Origin of the sequence: Aurantimonas sp., from assembly GCF_964217435.1 — a bacterium.
GTDB classification, from domain to species: Bacteria; Pseudomonadota; Alphaproteobacteria; order Rhizobiales; family Rhizobiaceae; genus Aurantimonas; species Aurantimonas coralicida.
This window is the reverse complement of sequence record NZ_CAXPJM010000002.1, coordinates 189,657-208,653: the sequence shown is the minus strand read 5'-3', so window position 1 is coordinate 208,653 and position 18,997 is coordinate 189,657. Positions and strand designations below refer to the sequence as shown.

The following is an 18,997-nucleotide window of genomic DNA, read 5'->3' as shown; positions in this document are numbered from 1 at the left end:
TTGCCGTAGCGCACCCATCGCTTGGCCAGGAGGTCGTAGTTCAGGAACATGGTCGAGAAGCTCTCGACGTCCTGCAGCTTCTGGATGCCGAGCAGGCACATGGAGATGGCGAAGAACCACTCGATCGTCCGCAGGGTGAAGGTCGTCTCGTATGCGGCGAAGGAGACCGCCAGCGCCATCAGGAAGGCGACCGAGAAGATGGCGATCACCGGCTGGTAGGTGGTCTCGTCCTCAGACTGGACCGACTTGCCGAAATGTTCGCGCAGATCGGTGTAGCCGCCGACGCGCTCGCCGCCGATGAAGGCCTGCGGCGTCGTCTCGACGCCATGCTTCGCCTTGAAGGCGTCGGTCTCCTCGCGGGTGGTCAGCCAGTTGTCGTCGACCGCGAACCCTTCGCGCTCGAGAAGGTCCTTCGACTTCAGTCCATAGGGGCAGACATGCTCCTCCATGACCATCCGGTAGAGGACGGCCGTCTTCCGTGTTGGTGAACGCAATATCGTACTCATGCCGCTTCTCCTGCAACGATGGTCAGCGAACACTCGTTCGTTCGCCGATCGTCGGTATCAGATGGAGATTCCAGCTACTGGAAGGTCAAGGCGAGATCGAAAATCCGCACATGAGGCGTGTCGTAATTCAAGAGCGCTCGCATCCGGAGACGCGGCGATACACAGCGATCAGGTACTGGATCAGCGTTGAGACGAACTCGGCGTCAGATCGCCAGTCAGCGTCTACTGGCATCCGTTTTTCGGAATGCCCTACGCAGCGGTGCCGAGCGCACTTCGTACAACGACGTTCGCTCCGACAGGAACACGATCTTCCAGATCTATGACGTCCTGGTTGAACATACGAATGCAGCCTGACGACACTGATCGGCCGATCGTTGAGGGCTCGTTGGTGCCGTGGATCCGGTAGTAAGTGTCCCGGCCACCGCGATAGAGATAGAGAGCGCGGGCTCCCAGAGGGTTGCCGAGCCCGCCCTCAAGGCCGCTCGCGTAGGGGCCGAACCGTTCGGGCTCACGCTTCAGCATGTTGGGGGTCGGCGTCCAGCCCGGCCACTCAGCCTTGCGGGCGATTGTCGCGTTGCCAGTAAACGCGAAGCCTGCCTTGCCGACGCCGACACGGTAGCGCATGGCCTTGCCGTTTTCCTCGACGAGATAGAGGAAATGCGCGGCCGGATCGACGACGATGGTGCCCGGAGCTTCAGAGCCGGCGAAATCAACGATCTGGCGCCGGTTTTCATCGGTAAGATGGGCAGCGGGAATGGGGGGGATGGTGCGGCCATTGTCCTCGAAGGCGGCATATCGCGGGTCGCCGATCAGGCTCGGTGCAGCGTAGCCGAGGACGGTCCGGGGCAGTTCGCCGACAGACGAGCAACCCGCCATCGTAAGGAGAGCCGCGGCCAGCAGGCCTGTGCGGTGAGCGTTCCTCAAAGTCATGTCAGTCCCATTCCGCCTTGGCGCTATCGATACCCGCCGCGATTGTTTCGCGCGAGATCTCTCCGAAATGCAGCGAACGGAGCGTTCCGGTCGCGTCGAGAAACAACGTGGCGGGGTAGCCGGACACGCCGTAATGCTGTGCGAGCGCATACCCTTGATCGAGTACGATATGGTCGATTTCGAGGTCGGCTCCGGCAAGGAACCGAGACACGGTTTGCGCGCTTTCGCCCTGGTTGGCGAAGACGAACACCGCATCAGCTCGGTTTGCAGCCATTGTCGCCATCATCGGCATTTCGCGGCGGCATGGTGGGCACCATGAGGCCCAGAGGTTGAGCACGATCGGCCTCGCTCCGAAATCGGCCAGTGAGCGGTCCGGACCGTCCAGCATGGCAAAGCTCTCGATCGGAGCCGCGACCGCCTCCGTGCTTGCGACCAGTTGCCAGGCGATGTTCCAGACAACGAAAGCGCCGGCGAGCGCGCCGATCGACCAGACTCGGAGACGAACGTCCCGAAACACGTAGAGGGTGTAGAGAAGGGCGGCCGCAAGCCCGGCCGACCCCGCGAAACCACCTTCCCAGATGCTGAAAACGCGGAGCGGCTCCGGTGCAAAGGTCTCCCAGTGAAGGACGACATGCCCCAGCCGGGCAGCGATGATCCCAATCGGCACGACCGTCAGCGACCAGTTGCCCAGCCGTTCGTCGACACGTCCTGTCAGAATGGCAGCGACGCCCAGAAACACGACAATTGCCACGATGGCCGCAAGGCGGTCTCCGGCGAAGACGAGGGGACCCAGTGTCAGGGCAGCCACCTTAGTTGCCCTCCGCAAGACGAATGCGCTCGATGAAGGCCTCGGCGGGGATCTCGCCTACGATCCGCGATCCCGGTATCTCCAAGCCTTCTTGGTCAACGAACAACATGGTCGGCGGCCCGACAACCGCCAGTTCCGACATCAGTGCGGCTGACCCGGGGCGCTCGTCCGTGACGTCCACCTGCAGCAGCCGATAGCCGGCGAGCCGCGCCTGCACCCTCTCATCCTCGAACACCTCGCGCTCGAGAACATCGCAACTGACACACCAATCGGCGGTGAAATACAGGAGTGTAGGCTTGTCTCCAGAGGCAATGGCATCAGCCACCTCCATGGGCGCATCAACCGTCTCGAAAGGGAGCTTCGCGGTGTCGCGCGCAGCTCCGTTCGCGGTCAAGGGTGCGAGTGGGCGCAGGGGATCGTCGGCATTCGCGACGGCACCGACGGCAAGCGTGCCTCCATAGATGAGGGACAGCACGCCCACCGTCCGTCCGATTCGCTGCAGCGGCCCCCGGGGGCCGCTGCGTCCGCCGAGCCCGCCCAACTCGAAACCGACGCCGATCAGCAGCGCGGCCCAGAGCCACAAAGCCACGAAGGGCGGCAGGATGCGCGCGATCATCCAGATGGCGAGCACCAGGAAGGCGATGCCGAAGGCGCGAGTGACCGTCTGCATCCAGGGTCCGGATCTGGGCATGATACCCGCACCGAAGGTGCCGAATGCGACGAGCGGCGCGCCTTGTCCGAGGCCGAGGGCGAAGAGCGCAGCGGCCCCGAGACTGATGTCGCCTGTCTGGCCGATATAGATGAGCGCGCCCGCGAGGGGTGCCGTGACACAAGGACCAACGATGAGCGCTGACGTGAAGCCAAGCGCTGCGGTCGACCTGATTCCGCTACGCCCGCCCGTGACGCCGGCAACGGCACTGGTCCAGGCACTCGGCAGCCGCAACTCGAACAGGCCGAACATCGACAGGGCCAGAACGAGGAAGACCAGCGACACGACGAGGATTGCTGGCGTCGACTGCAAGGCCATCTGGAGATTCTGGCCGGACCAGGCCGCAGCGACGCCCAGCAGGCCAAAGGCCGTCGCCATGGCCAGCACATAGACTGCGGAATGCAGGAGCCCGTGCCTGGTCGAGGTGCGGCCTCCTTGCCGGCCGAGCTGCCCCGCCAAGATCGGATACATCGGGAAGACACATGGGGTAAAAGCGAGGCCGAGGCCGAGCAGGAAGAATGTGCCAATGGCCCAACCCGCCCCGCCATCGTTTAGGAGAGATGCGACGAGACCTCCGGACGCGGCGTCAACCTGAATCCCTGTGCCCGGTGCCGGGTTCGTCGCGGGCAGATTGCTCTTCGCCGTGCCGGCGGGACCGCTGGCTGCCTCGAAGGCATTGCGGAAGCCGGAAGGCGTCAACGTCGGCCGTTCGCCTCCACCATTGGTTGGGCGTGCCAGACTCTGCCCCGGTGCGCCTGGCCCGCTTTGTGCTGCCAGTTCGATCGTCCGCGTGACTGGCCGGTAGCAGATGCCATTCTCTTGACACCCCTGGAAGGAAACCGCGATCTCGGTGGTCCTGGTTGGCACCGAAGCGAGCGTCGCCGTCGCCGCGCCGTGGAAGACCTCCATCGCGCCGAAATTGGGATCATCCTTCGACTCGCCACGGGGTATGTCGAGCTCTACGGTTTCCCCAGCCGGCGTCGCGGCCGCAATCCTGTCCCGATAGAGATAGTAGCCACCTGCGATCGCCCAGTTGAGTTCAACTCCGCCCGTGGCAGTCGCCGTGCTGGTCAGAGCGAAGGCCTGATCGACGGGAAGCGGTTCCGACTGGGCGGTGGCTGCTTTCGGGGTTCCGGCGGTGACCGCAAAAGCAACCGCGGCCAGGACACGTGTGATCGCCATCATTCTCTCCGGTCGACTTCTCGGACCGGCTGGTCGGACGCTCAGCTTAAGGCAGACTTAAGTCGGGTCGGCCGGTGCATCCTTTTCGCTCGTCGTCAGTTTGCCGAGCGGAAACATACATGGAGAACGCCGATGGCTACCGAACTTTCGATCATCGAGACCCTGACCGATACCGCAGTCGACAGCGCCCTCGGTTACGAAACAGCATCCGAGTCAGCTGATAACGCCGGGTTGAAACAGACACTTCGGGAGCAGGCGGGGAAGCGGCGCGACACCGTCCGCATGTTGAATGCCGAGATTGTGCGACTGGGTGGCGAACCCCGAGAGAGTGGCAGCACAATGGGCGCTGCGCATCGGGCCTTCACCAGCTTAGCTGATGCCTTCGAAGACAGCAATGAAGCGGCCGCCGAACGGGTGGAAGAAGGCGAGGATTACATCGAACAGAAGTTCCGAGCGGCTTTGGACCATCAGGACCTCACGGCCGAGACGCGCGTTGTGATTCAGCGCGCGCATGACGAGATCAGCAAGGGCGAACGCATCACCGATGTCTTGAAGAAGCGGTTTGCCTGAGGCTCCCGTAGCGAAGTCGGCTCGGCGGTTCTTAGGGACTGCCGAGCCGCTTCTCGGGGGCGCTCTGCGGCTGAAGGATCTCCGGAGTATCGATGTTCAGTGGACGCCCCTTCGCGCCACGCTCCCGTCCCGTGTTGCCAGCTTCCGCAAACCAGCCCGAATGTTCGCATGAGGCTGGAAGAGCCCAGGTCGGCTTGTCGGGGGAAGCGAAATTGCTTCCAATCTGCTCCCGTCTGCCCGATGGTATCGCGTAAGACCCGCCATTTCGGCTGACTAGTCCGTGGATTAGCAAGCATGCAGGATGCGTTCGGCATGACCAAGAGAGTCCTGATCACCGGTGGCGCTGGGTATATCGGTGCCCACACGTGCCTGCTGCTCGCCGAGCGTGGCTACGAGGCCGTCGTGTACGATAATCTGTCCAACGGTCATGCTGAGTTCGTGAGATGGGGGCCGTTCGAACAGGGCGACATTCGAGACACGGACCGGCTGCGCAGCGTGTTCAGGCAGTATCAGCCACACGCCATTATTCATTTCGCCGGGTTGATCGAGGTCGCAGAGTCAGTGCGCGATCCTCTCGCATTCTACAACAACAACGTGTCGGGAACGCTGTCGCTCCTCACTGCGGCCGAAGCGGCGGGCGTGGACAAGATCGTCTTCTCCTCGACCTGCGCCACCTACGGAATTCCTCAGTTCACTCCGCTGACCGAAGATCACGTCCAGGCCCCGATCAGTCCGTATGGGTGGAGCAAGCTCCTCGTCGAGCATATCCTGCGTGATCTTTCCGGGCTGGACCGGATCCGTTGCGCCATCCTCCGCTATTTCAATGCGGCCGGAGCGGACCCCGAGGCGCGCATCGGTGAATGGCATACCCCTGAGACTCATGCGGTGCCGCTGGTGATCGAGACCGCGCTCGGCCAGCGTGACTGTTTCACGATCTTCGGCGACGATTACGCCACTGCCGACGGCACCTGTATTCGCGACTATGTTCATGTCATCGATCTCGCCGATGCCCATGTCCGCGCCGTCGAGTATCTGCTGAACGATGGGGCAAGCGTGGCCCTGAACCTGGGGACGGGGACCGGAACCTCGGTCGCCGAACTCGTGGAGACAGTGGCGATGGTCTCCGGCCGTCCGGTCAAGACCCGGAGGGCAGAAAGGCGCCCAGGGGACCCTCCCATCCTCTTGGCCGACAACCGGCGCGCGCGGGACGTTCTTGGCTGGCAGCCGCAACACGATCTTGCTTCGAGCATCGAGAGCGCATGGCGCTGGCACACAAAGAGCAATCTCCTGGCGGCTGGCGCATCACGCGGTACGCTCTGAGCAGCGCCAGCGAGTTGCGCGGCGTGGAAGCAGCGCCGACAGATCCTCGTACCATCGAATAACCTGAGCGACGGTCTTGGGATCGCGTTCGATATGCGTTCCGGCATTGCGCGGTTATCGGATACCCGCGCCACTGGCTGCGCAAAGATCACGACGCTGGCCTTCTGCGATCCGTCGGTGACCAGACCGGCCGGACGCTCCCCAGATGTCGGGAAGCTCGAGCCGCTACAGAATGCCACCTGTCCGTGTGCCGATTCTTGTTTGAGAATCATTTGATCGCGATGATGTCAAGCCTTGGCCCGAATTGCGCCAAGCTTGGGTGCCATGGTCAGTTTTTCGGCGAAGTGATGCGGGAAATGCAGTCTTTCCGTCCGACGAAGTGGCGGGAAACGCATGGCTGTTTGCGCCATGCGGGAGCAAGCATCTTGCGTGAGGGGAATCCTCGGTTGATGCCGGTGGATCGCGCAAATCGGGTTTCGTCTGGATCGGACGTCTGGGCCACAGATGCAGCGGTTCGACGTTTGCGTTTGGAGCCCTGCGACGTAACGGAACAGTGCCGACAATTATGACAACGGTTCAAAATTGTAACGGTATCTGAAGAAATATAGTATGCTGTGGGGATTAAGGCACGTGCTCGGCAGAACCGGGCCGCACCAAGCCGCTGGAGGAAGATGTGCCCTGGGAGTTGATTGCAGTCAGTGCTGTCTGCTTTGCAGCCGGCTTCAAACTGCGTATCGGTGGTTTCGCGATCTTTCTCACGATTCTACTGGCCGCCAAGCTCGCCGCCACCTTGGCTATGGGCACCAGTCTCTTCGCCGTTCTGATCTTCTATCTGGCCGGGCAGGTCGCCTATTTCGCCGGCCTCCTGGTGCATGCCGGATTGACCGATCGGATGCGAAGCAAGCAGAGCGCATCGAGATCCACGCGCAGGGAATCCGGTTCCTGGTTTCCAGGCAAGGCTGCAACGCCCCGTCCCGACGCCAAGTCCGAACAACCCACGCACTGACAAGGCGCGCGGTCAGCTCGGCCCGGCCGCGCCCGAATTCGGTCTCGTGAGCCTGTCGGCTGCCTGCGGGCTGTTTCCCGTTTCTCCATCGACCGCGGAGGTCGATGCCCCGTGGGGCATCGCGATGACCTCGACCAGATCCCTGGGCGCTATGATCGTCTGCGGATCGGCGGCGATGACCGTTTGTCCTCCTGCGGCGTTCTTCCGCGTGATCCGGTAGGCGATCCTGCTGCTGTCCTCATCGTCGCCGGCATCCAGGCGAGCGGAAAAGTAGGCTGTCTCGTCCATCATCAATCCTGCAATGCGGATCGCGAGCTCGGCCTTCCGAAGCTGGGTGGCGATCGTGCCCAGTTCGGACTGGATCTGGGAATTGCGCTCGTTGGCCAGTTCCGTCAGGCTCCGCTCGGCCTGCTCCTGCGCCTGCCGCGCGCGGGTGAGGGCTACGCGAAGATCCAGAAGCTGGCTCTGTGATTCCGCCACGATCCGCTGCAGACCGAATTCACGCGACGACACTGTCAGTCCGCGCTGGACGAGATCGCTGATGCTCTTGAGTTCGCGGCCGACAAGCGCGACCTGTTCCTCCTGCGACGCGATCTTGGCGACGAGCGAGTCGATTTCCTCGGCAAAGAGCGCCTTGAGGCTGCGAGCAGCCTCGAGCTTACCCTGAAACTCGGTCCAGCGAAGTCTCTGGAAGGATCGTTCGTCGGCCACGATCTGTTCGACGTTGGGTGCGCTGACAATCGCCTCGGGCACGGCAAAATCGTCTTCGCCAGCGAGTTCTGCGCGCAAGCGAGCCTGGCGGACGAGGAGATCGCTCCGGTCGATCTCGCCTTCCTTCAGGGTGCGGGCCGACTGGATCTGCTCGCGCTCGACGCGGGATTCAGCCGAATCCGAGGGACGGCGCAAGCCGCCGGCCAGGCTCACAGCCTTCATCACGGTGAGTTCGGGCGCGAACGGATATTGCCCTGGCTTCTCGACCTCGCCCGTGACGTAGATCGGGCCGTATTCCGAAATCTCCACCGATACGGACGGCGGCTTGCCGGTGGACGATCGGCCGGCGAGCTTGCCGGCGATCCGATCGGCGAGTTCGCTGGTCGTCACGCCCGCCGCGTCCACTTCGCCGACGAGAGGGATCGCAATACGGCCGACGGCATCGATGCGGTAGACACCGCCCAGTGCCTCCCATTCCCGGTACTCACCTTCGCCCGACCGCCAGTCGACGATGGTCACCTTCACCTTGTCGTCGCCGACGAGGCTGTAGGCGGAGCGCGACTCGGCCTGAGCTGCGTGTCCAGAGGACAGGATGATCGCGAGAAGCGCCAGAAGGCCGGAAAGCCAGCGCATCCGGCTGCTGGCCCGGACGCTGCATGTGGTCGAACGGTGGGTGAACATGGGGCACCTCTTGATCGATCGCCAAAAAGCGTGGCGTCAGGATTGATGGGCAGGCGCGAGAAACGAAACGAAGGCGTTGGCCGCGGGACGTGAGAAGGGCGGAAAGCGCTCGGCAAAATGGATGATCGCGGCGCGTTCATCCGGGCCGAGAGCCCCGAAGAGTCGAAGTGAAAGCGGATAAACCACGAGACCCGCGAGGATCGCCTCCAGAAGGCCGAGCGGCCCGGCGACCAGTTGAGTGACCGCGAAGGCGGCGCCGGCCGGGGCAGCGGCGGCCAGGGTCAGGCGGATCAGACGGGCGAAGGGGTAGGCGTATCTCAGGCGCCGGGTGATGAACCAGATGCCGAGCATGACGGCGGCGATCTGCACCGAGGCGCGGGTTAGCGCCGCACCGACGAGACCGAATTCGGGGACGAGCAGGAAGCCGAGCGCCACCGCCACGACTGCCCCGGCGATGGACGACCAGAAGATGAAATCGCTGCGACCGAGCGCATTGACCAGATGGGTGCCGATCGTCGACGAGACCGAGATCGCGGCCGCGACAAGGATGATCGCGGTGGCCGTTCCCGCGGCGGCGAAATCCGGCCCGTAGAGCAGCACGATCATCGGCTGGGCAATAGCCGCCATTCCGAAGCAGGCGGGCAGGGCCAGGAGCGCGACGATCGTCGTCCCGTTGGAGAACACCTTCTGCACGGCGTCCCGGTCGCCGCGGCTGTTGTGGGCGGCCAGGACCGGGAGGAAGGCGCCGGTGAGCAGCAGCGGTCCCTGTGATGCCAGTGCTGCCAGGGCGACTGCGACGCTGAACAGCCCCACTTCGGCCGCACCCCAGTAGAGCTGCAGGAACAGGATCTCCATCCGCGACCAGACGAAGATGTTGCACATGTTGGCGGCCCAGGCGTAGCGGCCGTACTGCCAGATCTCGCGTCTCAGGAGCGGCTCCAGGGGGGCTCGGTGCAGGACGAGCGGCAACGCGAAGAGGGCGAGCGTCGTCTGGCCGAGCACGTAGCCGGCGACTGCGCCGGTTGCGCCGTAGAAAAGTGTGCCGATCGTCACGGCGGCGACCTGCAGGACGAAGGCGACGGCGGCGATCTTGGCGAGGAAGCCGAAGGCTTGCGCACCGCGGTGATAGCTGATGGTGAAGGTCGCCAGAGCCTGGGCGAGGGTCAGAGCGACGACCAGCGCGACCAGGCCGGTCGCGGTCGCGATGTCGACGGCCGGGAACAGGGTTCCCACCGCATCGCGCGCCCCTCCCGGTGCTATGACGGCGATCGCCACTGCCGCGATCGCCGCGACGATCGCGAAGCCGAGAAGGCGGCGCAGCAGGAAGCCGGCGAGGGCCTGCGCCCCCTGATGATCCTTGCGCCCCGTCCGGTCGGCGAAGAAGCGCAGCACGCTCAGCGACGTCCCGCCGTCGATGACCGGAGCCAGGACCACCGAGAGCCAGACCGCGAAGGCGACGAGCCCGGCGCCCTCGACGCCGAGCAGATTGGCGACGACCACCGTGCTGATGAAACCTGCCAACAGAGTGGCCGCTCCGGCAATAGCCGATCCCGTCGATTTCTTGAGGAGGGCATCAGACATTGGTCGATACCATAGAATAGTGGAAGTATTGACCTGAAATAATAAATGGATACTGTTGAAAATCGCTTGAAATTGGCGTAGTGGTTCTCCACACACAACGATGCGCGGAAATGGAAGGTCGGATTTGATGGCGTTGTTCGTCCGCGTTCTTTCCATCGCGGCGGTAGGGATTGCCGCCGCTGCGGGCGTTGCCGCCTACACCGGCGCGTTCGACCGGTTTTTCGGCGAGCGCATCGATCTGGGCGGGGCGGAACTGGTCTTCGAGGACGATTTCGATGCCCTGGATGTGTCCGCCTGGGGACCGGGCACCCGCTGGATCGCTCACACGCCCTGGAACGGGGATTTCGGCGACGCCAAATTCGTCGATCCGCGCGAAGGATTTCCGTTCACCGTCCAAGATGGCGTGCTCAGTATCGAGGCGCGCCGCGACGAGGCCGGCGAGTGGGAATCCGGCCTTCTCGCGTCCGTCGATCCGAACGGCGATGGGTTCAGCCTTTCCTACGGTTATTTCGAGATGCGAGCGCGGTTTCCGGAAGGCGCGGGCACCTGGCCGGCCTTCTGGCTGATCAACCGCAACGATGCGCGCACGATCGAGGTCGATGTGGTCGAACATTACGGGCACGAGCCGGCCCGCTACAGCGCGTCGCTGCATGTCTGGGATCGACAGATTCCGGAAAACAGCCGCAGCGCCACCGGGCATGTCCCTGTTTCCGAGGGTCGCCTCTATTCGGACTTCCACACCTACGGAGTGGCCATCCGGCCGATGACCATCGACTATTATTTCGATGGCCGGAAGGTCTGGTCGCAGCCGACGCCCGTCGAACTCGGCGATGGCACCTTCTACATGCTGGTCGACCTCGGTCTCGGGGCGGGATGGCCCATCGACGACGCCCCGAATCCCTCCATCATGGAGGTCGACTACGTGAAGGCCTGGCGGCTGGCGGCCGAGTAGGCGGCCAGTGGCAGGCCTTCCCGCCGGAGCGCGGTCCTGCAGAGCACCGTGAGGGGCCGGCCGGAGGGTCATGCGGCAGCCGCTTCGGCAATGACGACCAGCCGGTCTGTCTGCTCGCGTATATCGATCTCGGCGCGTGCCGCATGGGCGAAGGCAGCCTCGCTGAGACGCGCATGCTCGCGCTCATCATGCCACATATGGCGCAGCGTCTCGGCCCAGAGGTCGGGCGAGGCGTCATGGGCGAGAAGCCGGCCCCCGGGGCCGACGGCTTCGGGCAGGCCGCCCCGCAGACTCGCCAGCACCGGAATGCCGCTGAACTGCGCCTCGCTGGCGACGCGGCCCCATGTCTCTTCCCACTGGCTCGGCGCGAGAAGGATGTGTGTCTGCTCGTAGACCAGCTTCATCGCCGATTGCCGGTCGAGAAGATGGACATTTCCCAGCGCCTCCGCCTGACGGCGCAGCGCCGTTTCGGCTTTGCCCGAAAGGGGCCACCCACGAACGAAGAGGAAAGGGATCTCGGGGCAGCGTTCGGCGATGGCGAAGGCGAGATCGCGTCCCTTGACCGGCACCGGGTTGATGAAGGTGACGTTGCGGGCCCGCGGCACCGTCCGGTATTCGTTCGCCGGAAAGATCGGCGGAATGACGCTGGGCCGGATGCCGAACCGCCGCTGGAACTTGTCGGCCGTGAATTCGGAATTGGCGATGTAGTGCGAGAATGGCAGGTCGGCGGCCGTGCCGTGCCAGGCGCGGGGGCCGCTTTCGAATTCCAGCCCGTGGAGATAAGCAACGCTGGCGATCCCCTCGCGGCGGAAATTACGCGCCATCTCCACCATGTTGCCGTTCTGCACGACCACGATGTCCGGCCGGTCGAGGCCGCGCAGATCGCTCCAGGGGCGGATCGAACGATAGACGTCGTAGCCGAGTTCGCGGTCACGGGAGACATCCCGCCGGGCAAGGCAGTTCGCCATGAAGCGGGTCATTCCGAAGCCGTCGCGCACCGAAAGCTTGGCGAGCACGGAGGCCCGGTGGCCGCGTCTGTTCAGTTCCAGGGCCGCCAGATGCGAGTTGACTTCAAGCCCGCCCGAGAGCTGGGGCAAATGCGGGGTACCGCTGGCGAGGAGCAGGTTCATGAAGGCATGGGCTCCCCGCAGCCGTCGGCAACGCCGGCGCGCGCATGGGCCGTCATGTACAGCCATTCCTGAACCCCGGTCCGGCGCTCGTTCATCAGTTCCACCGCCGTCGCCGGCGCCAGTTTCGCCAGAGCCGGCAGTTTCTCCGACGGGAAATCCGCCGCCGTCCGCGGTTCGGCGAAGATGGAGAGGATGTCGTGGGTCTTCTCGAAGCGCTGGATCAGCGTTCGGGTGCAGCCGGCCACGAGGTCGTCATGGGTCTCGACGAGGAGATCTGCGTGGGCCAGCGCCGGCGTGAGGCTCGGGTCGAGGAGTGCCTTTTCGCCGCCCTCGATATCGCAGAGGATGAGGCTGCCTGGTCCTGTCTCGTCGAGCGCGCGATCGAGGTCGCGCGTCTCGCAGAAGCCGCGCAAGACGATCCTGTCGGAGACGCCGTTCTCCTCGGCCGCGCTTCGCACCAGCGGATGATGCTCCGGCAGACCCTCGAAGCCGATGATGCGGGTGGCCGGCATGCGGCGGGCAAAGCCGATGGCGTAATAGCCGTCGGCCACGCCGACATTGATGATGTGGCCGTAACCCCGGGCGATGATGTCCTCGACGACCCCGTGCAGTTCGAGTTCCTGCGTTCCCAGGATATAGCCGAGGAGGTGACGGCTCGATACGGTGCTGAGCTGCAGCTTCATGCCCTCGAAGGGCCCATCCACGACCCGCCCACCCGAGCGGCCGACGACATAGGCGCAGGCCGCGTTCCAACGCGGGGCGACGAGCCAGCGCGCCGGCGTGCGCACGAAGCCGGGCAGGCGCCGATAGGCCCGGTAGGCTTCCATGGCGAGCGAATTGCCTTCGATGGCGGTCCAGGTGGCATGACGCATGATCGCTACGTTCCCTTGTTGCATCGGAAGAGGAGACCGGGGCCACGCATCAGGAGCCCCCGAAACTGCGCATGAAGCTGGCGAGAGCCGTCTGATGGATGGGCCCGGATGCGACGTTGCGACCGCGCGACAGCCTCATGATCGGCTGCTCGACGGCGACGTGGATCACGCCGGCCGCGGCGATCGAGGTCGCGGACGCAAAGGCGACGAAGGCGATCTGGCTGTGCGCGACGCCGAACAGCGACCACCAGATCTTTTCGGCGGCGACAATGCTGAAGAAGTGGAAGAGATAGAGGGCGTAACTGACATCACCGAGCCAGACGCCCGACCTCAGGATGGGCGTGGGGCGTTGCGGCTCGCGGGCGGCGACGCTCAGGCCGACGGCGATCGCGCACGCAATCCAGGTCGCAGCCCACCAGACGAACGGGGCGGGCATCCGATCGACGAAGAGTGAGAAGCCGAGCAGATTCTCGCCGAGCAGCAGCAGGATGATCGCCAAGGCACCGGGAACGATCGGAAACCAACCGGCCTTGTGCAGGAGCGCGACCAGCATCCCGGCGGGAAACAGCAGGATGATCGGTTCGCTCAGGAAGCTCAGGATCGTGTGAGGCGCCGAAACGTCGGTCAGCGGTGCGATGAAGATCGCGCCGAACGCGACGATGGAGACCAGGGCGGCGAACAGCAGCGGCAGGCCGCGGCGGATGGGCAGGGCGAGAGAGGCCGCGAAGAGCAGGTAGAAGAACATCTCGTAGTTGAGCGTCCAGCCGACACCGAGAAGCGGGCGCATGTATTCGCCCTGTGCGACCGGGTAGGGAATGAACAGATAGGAGGCGAGAACCCGGTCGAGGGTCACCTCCGAGCCGGCCCGCAGACGCAGCGCGAGTTCGAGCGAGGTCGCGATCCAGTAGAGGGGCACGATCCGCCACAGCCGCTTGACGAGGAAGCCCCGGACCGCACCGGGGGCGCCGTAGTTGCGCGCACTGGTGTGGAGCATGATGAAGCCGCTGATCACGAAGAAGACCGCAACCGCCAGCGCGCCGCTGTACTCGGCCGCCCGCATGACGGTCTCCGAGGTCTGCGACCACTCGGCCTGCCGCAGGATGGCATGATCGACCACGACCGTAACCGCAGCCAGACCACGCAGCACCTGAAGCGTCGCGAGCTTGCTCATGACCGCCTCACATCGCCAGGATTCTGGACGGGCTGAGGCGCATGCGAACGAGGTCGGCGATCGCCGCCGCGTTGCCGGCAAGGCGCCCAGGTCGGTCGATGCCGGCTTCGCCACGCACCGTCCCGTAGAGATTGGCGAGCAGGTTGCGGCCGATCTGCGCCAGGCCCTTCTGCCAGGAGCAGGTGCCCTTGCGCATGAGATGCACCGGATTGGCGATCTGGGAGTAGCCGAGCCGCAACCCCGGCTGGCGGCCGGATTTGGCCCCCAGATGAACCCCGACCGCGTCACGGGCGCGCATGATCCGCCCGTAGGGCGCAACGCTGCGGCTGAAATCCATGTCCTCCAGCCAGCCATAGAGCGGCAGCGCTTCGTCGAAGCGCAACCGGTGCCGACAGACGGGATCCATGCGAACCGCCATGTTGCAGCCGTAGCCATTGTAGACCTCGGCCAGGTCGGCACCGGTCGCAGGCACGGCGGAGGCAAGCCGCGCCAAGCCTTCGTCGATGGTCATGCCCGGTCCCTTGATGCCGTCTGCGACCACCCGTCCGGTGATCATCGCGATATCGGGGTGTCCGGCGAAGATGCGCTCCAGCGTGACCAGATAGTCCGGCGCCAGCAGGAAGTCGTCGTCGATGAAAAGCAGGATATCGACGTCGCGCGCTTCGGTGAGAAGGCGATTGCGCTGCCGCGGCAGGCCGCGTTCGCCCTGTATGGCGCGGACCTGCGGAAAGGCGGCTGCGATGCGGTCGATGTCGCCCTGATCCGGCGAGCAGACGAGAATTGCGTCCGCCGGCCGGGCCTGACCGTCGAGAAGGCCGACGACACGTTCCAGTATGTCCGGACGGCCGGCGGTCGCGATGCCGATGGCGATCCGCAACGGGGACGCGCCGGCGGGGCTCATTGCGGATGATCCTCTGCACCGGCCAGCGGCTTGCGGGCATAGGCCCAGACCATGACCGGGAAATCGGGTTCGTTCTTCAGCGAGCCGAACAGGCCGGGCTTGGCCCAGCGTGAGAAATTGGCCTTCACGCAGCTGCGATTGCCCCAGGATCGCGTGGTGATGTGGTCGGCGGGAAAGCCCGCATCCTCCAGAAGCTGTGCGAGGCCGGTCTCGGTCCAGCGGTTGCAGTCGATCGGCGAGGCATGAACGCGCAGGAGAAACGGCGTCGCGATGATGAAATAGCCGCCGGGACGCAGCATCGCATGAACGTTGCGCGCGGCGGCTGCCGGCTTCTTCAGGTGCTCGAAGACCTGATCGGCGATGATCAGGTCGAAGCGCTCTTCGAGCGTCTCGACACAGATGTCGAAGCCCGGATATTCGGTGGCGCGGTAACTGCGGAAATCGAACTCACGGCGCCATTGCACCCCACCGGAGATCTCCAGCGTGTCGAGTGTCTGCGGCCCCAGTTCGCGAATGAAGGCGAAGGCGTCGCGATACATCATGACGCGGACCCAGTCGTCGGTCTCGTAGCCGATCGACTTCAAGGTCCGTCGGACTTTTTCCTTCAGGTCCGGGCTCTGGACGATCTGTGCAATGCTCATGGGATCACCTCTGCTGCGATACGGACGGTGCCTGGTTGATGACGATGCTGATGGGCTCGGTGCCGATTTCCTGAAGAGAGTCGACGAGGGTCACGACTTGGTCGACCAGCGTCGTGCCGTAGCGGGTGACCAGCACCAGCGCATCGAGATGGGGCGCGATGGATCGGGCATCGGCCGAATGGGCCATGGCCGGCAGGTCGACGATGATGAGATCGAACTGATCGCCCACGTCCGAGAAGCGCCACGCGGTGCGCTGCGACGAGATCCGGGCGGCCGGCGTGACGTCGTCGGTGCGCCCGATCGGCAGAAACGACAAGGACGGGGTAACACCGCGAAGGGTCGCCGCCGTCTGAGCGGTCCCTTCCAAGAGATCCGTCAGCCCCGGTCCGTCAGGCATGCCCAGAGTCTGGCTGAGGGTCGGATGCTCGCTGTCCGCGTCGATCAGCAAGGTACGGGCACCCGACCGGGACCACAGCCACGCCAGATTGAACGCCATGGTCGTGGCGCCGACATCGGCATCGGCCCCCACGAAGCCGATGATCCTGGCGTCGCGGCGGCGACGAAGTCCGTCGAGGCTGGCGCGCAGTTCGTCCATGTCGTTGCGGAAGAAGCGGCTCTTGACGCGGGCGGTCTTGCTGCTGTCGCACAGGGTCGGGAAAGGCAGGCTGCGGCGGCGGAGCAGGGTGCGGCGGCGCAGGCGCCGGACCGTGCTGACGCTGTAGATGCCCGTGCTGTTGCGCACGCGCTCGGCCGAGGTGATCTCGCGCTTGATGACGCGGCGCACGATGGCGCCGGCGGTTCCCGCACCGGCGCCCAGCACCAGAGCGAGGGCGACGATAAGGCTGCTGCGCGGATGGCTCTTGCCGATCGGCACGGTGGCTTCGGAAAGGACGGTCGCGTCGGATAGCGGGTTGGAGACCTGCTGGCGGGTCTCAGCCGCCCTTTGGAGATAGGTCTTGTAAAGATCGCGGGTGGTGTCGGCGACCGCTTCAAGCTCGGCGAGCTTGTACTGGTCGGTCGGCGCGCCGGACGAGCGGAAGGCGCCGACCGCCCGCTCCGCGTCGAAGACCTTTTGCTGCAGCGCCTGGACCTGCTCCGCGAGCCAGTTGGCCGACAGCCGGGCAGCCGACGATTTCATCGCGATGTTGTGGGCGATGAAATTGGCGGCAAAGGCGTTGGCAAGCGTCGCGGCCTTGACCGGATCGACGGAGGTCACGGCGATTTCGATGACCGGCGACTGGCCGACACGGCGCACCCAGATCTGCTTGCGCAGGCGCGCCATGACGCGATCCTGTGGCCGTACACCGCCCAATCCAGGAGCGGCATCTTCCTCGCCAGCAGCCGGCGCCTCCACTGCGGGAGCCGGCGTGGCAGGCTGGGTCGGGTCGACGGTCGCCATCGCCAGGAGATCGCGCAGACCTCCGACGATCGACACGCTGTTGTCGGCAAATTCCGGGTCTTCGAGCAGATTGTGCTGCCTGATCACCGCGGCCAGCACGTTGTTGGACTGGGCGACCTCGATCTGGCCCTCCATCATGGCCTGTTCGGCGATCGAAGACGCGCCGTCGGGACCGCGCGTCTGGCCAAGATTGAGCATCAGCTGCGTGGTGCTCGAATAGGTTGGGGGCGTGGTCAGCGCGTAGGTCGCAGCGGCACCGCCGAACACGGCTGCCATTCCGAGGATCGGCAACCAGCTGCCGATGAGAAACTCGAAGATTCTGCGCAGATCGAGCGGACGCTCGCGCTCGGGGTGGTGGGGCGTGAGCGGATAGCCGACCGGGATCGTGGCCAGGGGACTGCGATGCGACGTCAAGACCGTGATCCTCCAAACGAAGCCGAGGGAAGCGGCTGCCTTGCGGGGGAGCCCGGGATGCGGAGGGCCTGTGCAGGGCCGCCGAACCAGCTGGGCGCGAAGGGCAGGGTCATCGCCTGCCGCGCGCTCGAAGCCTGGGCTGTCCCCGTGGCAAGGCCCGCCATCAGACAGAAGCCGATGCCCAGATCGACCGAACCGGCGGAGATCGACGCGGCGGTGATCTGGGCAAAACAGGCCGTCAGAGCCGCGATCACGATCGGATCACTGTCGGCCTGCTTGGTGGTGGCGATGGCGAGGCGCAGCAGCGAGACGAAGAAGGTCAGGAAGAGAAGGGCGCCCGGAATGCCGACATTCGACAGGAGTGCCACGATGAAGCTCGACGTGCGGATGCTGCCGAGCCCGCCGCCCAGGCCCGCGGTGTCGGCGAAAGAGATCAGCGCCCGTTCGTTCCAACGCATGCGCTCCACGCCGGACTGGCTGTCCAGCTTGGTGATGACAGTCTCCTGAAAGAGAGCTGTGACGGTGTCGCGCACCGCCGGCAGCAGCGTCGATCCGGCGATGATGACCGGTACGACCACGACGAAGGCCAGGATGTAGACGAGGTGGCGGGCGCTGGCGCGGCGCCGTACAACCGCCGCCACGCAATATCCGAGGACGCCGAGCGACAGAACGGCCGTCGCAGCGTAGGCCGTGGTCGAGGTCGCCAGGAGGATTGTCGCCAGCAAGGTCGCGGCGAGGGGCCCGACGAGCCGCGAGCGATCGCCTTCCAGCCAGAGCATCAGCGAGAAAGCGTAGAAGGCGAGCGCGACGTAGCCATAGGCGCCGGCTTCGCTGAACGAGCCGACGATCCGCTTGAACCCGTGGATCTCGCCATCCCCGAGCATGCGATAGTTGGCGTTGCGGATGACATCCATCAACCCTTGCGTGCCGGTGGCGTAGGTCGCCAGATCCAGGAAGGCGAAGCCCACGCAGACTACGCCGGTGGCGAGGAGCATCTTTGCCAGAGTCGTTGCGCGACCAAGCCGGGCATAGGCGAAGGCGGCCCCGAAACAGACGAGGTTGCCAAGGAGATAGACGGCCTGTGTGAGGTTGGTGGCCGTTGGCTTCAGCGGGGTGGCGAGGATGTAATGGAGGTCGTTGCCGCGCGCGAGCGAGTAGGTCACGGTCGAGCCGGCGAAGATGCGCGGCAGGAACATCGCCGTGACGACGCCATAGATGGTGAACAGGGCAAACCAGAAGCCCGGGCTGGGATAGTTGAAGGCCGAGAAGCCGATGCCGAAGGTTTTGGGACGCAGGGCCAGAGCGGCGCAGAGGAAGGCCAGTGACAGATGGGCCGGCTGGATGCTGGCGCCGCCGAGGGCAGGCAGGATCAGGGCTGCCGAGGCGCCGAGCAGACTGAACAGGGACAGAGCGGCGAGTCCGAAGCCAAGGCCCCGATGTACTGTCAGGGCGCCCATTATCGCGACAATCAGGCCAATCAACTCAACTTGCATCGGGACTCCGTCAAGGCGTC

General features: G+C 64.8%; 17 protein-coding genes. 4 read left to right on the top strand and 13 right to left on the bottom strand.

Annotated elements, in window-relative coordinates; translation table 11 throughout:
• The 4 genes from ACEQX1_RS01020 to dsbD form a co-directional block, all read right to left on the bottom strand.
• Positions 1-506: glutaredoxin domain-containing protein (locus ACEQX1_RS01020; RefSeq protein WP_370196429.1), on the bottom strand; the 506-nt coding region annotated here is incomplete at its 3' end.
• Positions 507-755: 249 nt separating this feature from the next.
• Positions 756-1,436 (bottom strand): L,D-transpeptidase, encoded by a 681-nt coding sequence (locus tag ACEQX1_RS01015; RefSeq protein ID WP_370196428.1) that lies wholly within the window; start codon positions 1,434-1,436, stop codon positions 756-758.
• Position 1,437: 1 nt separating this feature from the next.
• Entirely contained in the window at positions 1,438-2,244 is an 807-nt protein-coding gene (locus ACEQX1_RS01010; RefSeq protein WP_370195693.1) for a prolipoprotein diacylglyceryl transferase family protein, read from the bottom strand.
• Between the two features lies 1 nt (position 2,245).
• Complete coding sequence (dsbD, locus tag ACEQX1_RS01005) at positions 2,246-4,135, bottom strand: protein-disulfide reductase DsbD (RefSeq protein WP_370196427.1); 1,890 nt, start codon at positions 4,133-4,135, stop codon at positions 2,246-2,248.
• Positions 4,136-4,267: 132 nt separating this feature from the next.
• Between dsbD and ACEQX1_RS01000 the strand changes: the two genes are divergently transcribed.
• From ACEQX1_RS01000 to ACEQX1_RS00990, 3 genes are all read left to right on the top strand, one after another.
• Positions 4,268-4,705 (top strand): PA2169 family four-helix-bundle protein, encoded by a 438-nt coding sequence (locus ACEQX1_RS01000; RefSeq protein WP_188077200.1) that lies wholly within the window; start codon positions 4,268-4,270, stop codon positions 4,703-4,705.
• A gap of 312 nt (positions 4,706-5,017) precedes the next feature.
• Positions 5,018-6,025, top strand: coding sequence for a UDP-glucose 4-epimerase GalE (galE, locus tag ACEQX1_RS00995; RefSeq protein ID WP_370193484.1), 1,008 nt, complete (start codon positions 5,018-5,020; stop codon positions 6,023-6,025).
• 673 nt (positions 6,026-6,698) lie between these two features.
• The gene (locus ACEQX1_RS00990; protein ID WP_370193485.1) at positions 6,699-7,031 is read left to right on the top strand and encodes a hypothetical protein; all 333 of its coding nucleotides are present in this window, start codon (positions 6,699-6,701) and stop codon (positions 7,029-7,031) included.
• Positions 7,032-7,043: 12 nt separating this feature from the next.
• On the opposite strand, the gene ACEQX1_RS00985 is transcribed toward ACEQX1_RS00990, so the two are convergent.
• Entirely contained in the window at positions 7,044-8,423 is a 1,380-nt protein-coding gene (locus tag ACEQX1_RS00985; RefSeq protein ID WP_370193486.1) for a polysaccharide biosynthesis/export family protein, read from the bottom strand.
• A 36-nt stretch (positions 8,424-8,459) separates the two neighbouring features.
• A complete protein-coding gene (locus ACEQX1_RS00980; protein WP_370193487.1) occupies positions 8,460-9,944 on the bottom strand; it encodes a polysaccharide biosynthesis C-terminal domain-containing protein in 1,485 nt (494 codons plus the stop codon).
• Positions 9,945-10,131: 187 nt separating this feature from the next.
• Between ACEQX1_RS00980 and ACEQX1_RS00975 the strand changes: the two genes are divergently transcribed.
• Positions 10,132-10,956 (top strand): glycoside hydrolase family 16 protein, encoded by an 825-nt coding sequence (locus ACEQX1_RS00975; RefSeq protein ID WP_370193488.1) that lies wholly within the window; start codon positions 10,132-10,134, stop codon positions 10,954-10,956.
• A 68-nt stretch (positions 10,957-11,024) separates the two neighbouring features.
• Here ACEQX1_RS00975 and ACEQX1_RS00970 read toward each other — a convergent pair whose 3' ends face one another.
• From ACEQX1_RS00970 to ACEQX1_RS00940, 7 genes are read right to left on the bottom strand one after another with little or no spacing between them, the layout of a single operon-like run.
• The gene (locus ACEQX1_RS00970) at positions 11,025-12,086 is read right to left on the bottom strand and encodes a glycosyltransferase (protein ID WP_370193489.1); all 1,062 of its coding nucleotides are present in this window, start codon (positions 12,084-12,086) and stop codon (positions 11,025-11,027) included.
• Positions 12,083-12,958, bottom strand: a complete 876-nt coding sequence (locus tag ACEQX1_RS00965) for a hypothetical protein (protein ID WP_370193490.1) — start codon at positions 12,956-12,958, stop codon at positions 12,083-12,085. The genes ACEQX1_RS00970 and ACEQX1_RS00965 overlap by 4 nt, the downstream gene beginning before the upstream one ends.
• 49 nt (positions 12,959-13,007) lie before the next feature.
• A complete protein-coding gene (locus tag ACEQX1_RS00960; RefSeq protein WP_370196426.1) occupies positions 13,008-14,243 on the bottom strand; it encodes an acyltransferase family protein in 1,236 nt (411 codons plus the stop codon).
• Positions 14,137-15,030 carry a glycosyltransferase family 2 protein gene (locus ACEQX1_RS00955; protein ID WP_370193492.1) on the bottom strand — a complete coding sequence of 298 codons (894 nt, stop codon included), beginning with the start codon at positions 15,028-15,030 and terminating at the stop codon, positions 14,137-14,139. The genes ACEQX1_RS00960 and ACEQX1_RS00955 overlap by 107 nt, the downstream gene beginning before the upstream one ends.
• Positions 15,027-15,671 (bottom strand): methyltransferase domain-containing protein, encoded by a 645-nt coding sequence (locus tag ACEQX1_RS00950; protein WP_370193493.1) that lies wholly within the window; start codon positions 15,669-15,671, stop codon positions 15,027-15,029. Before ACEQX1_RS00950 ends, ACEQX1_RS00955 begins: the two co-directional genes overlap by 4 nt.
• A 4-nt stretch (positions 15,672-15,675) precedes the next feature.
• On the bottom strand, positions 15,676-17,484 hold the full coding sequence (locus tag ACEQX1_RS00945; protein WP_370196425.1) for a Wzz/FepE/Etk N-terminal domain-containing protein: 1,809 nt from the start codon (positions 17,482-17,484) through the stop codon (positions 15,676-15,678).
• Positions 17,481-18,977: a hypothetical protein gene (locus tag ACEQX1_RS00940; protein WP_370195591.1), complete on the bottom strand. Its 1,497-nt coding sequence runs from the start codon at positions 18,975-18,977 to the stop codon at positions 17,481-17,483. The genes ACEQX1_RS00945 and ACEQX1_RS00940 overlap by 4 nt, the downstream gene beginning before the upstream one ends.
• Positions 18,978-18,997 lie beyond the last annotated feature (20 nt).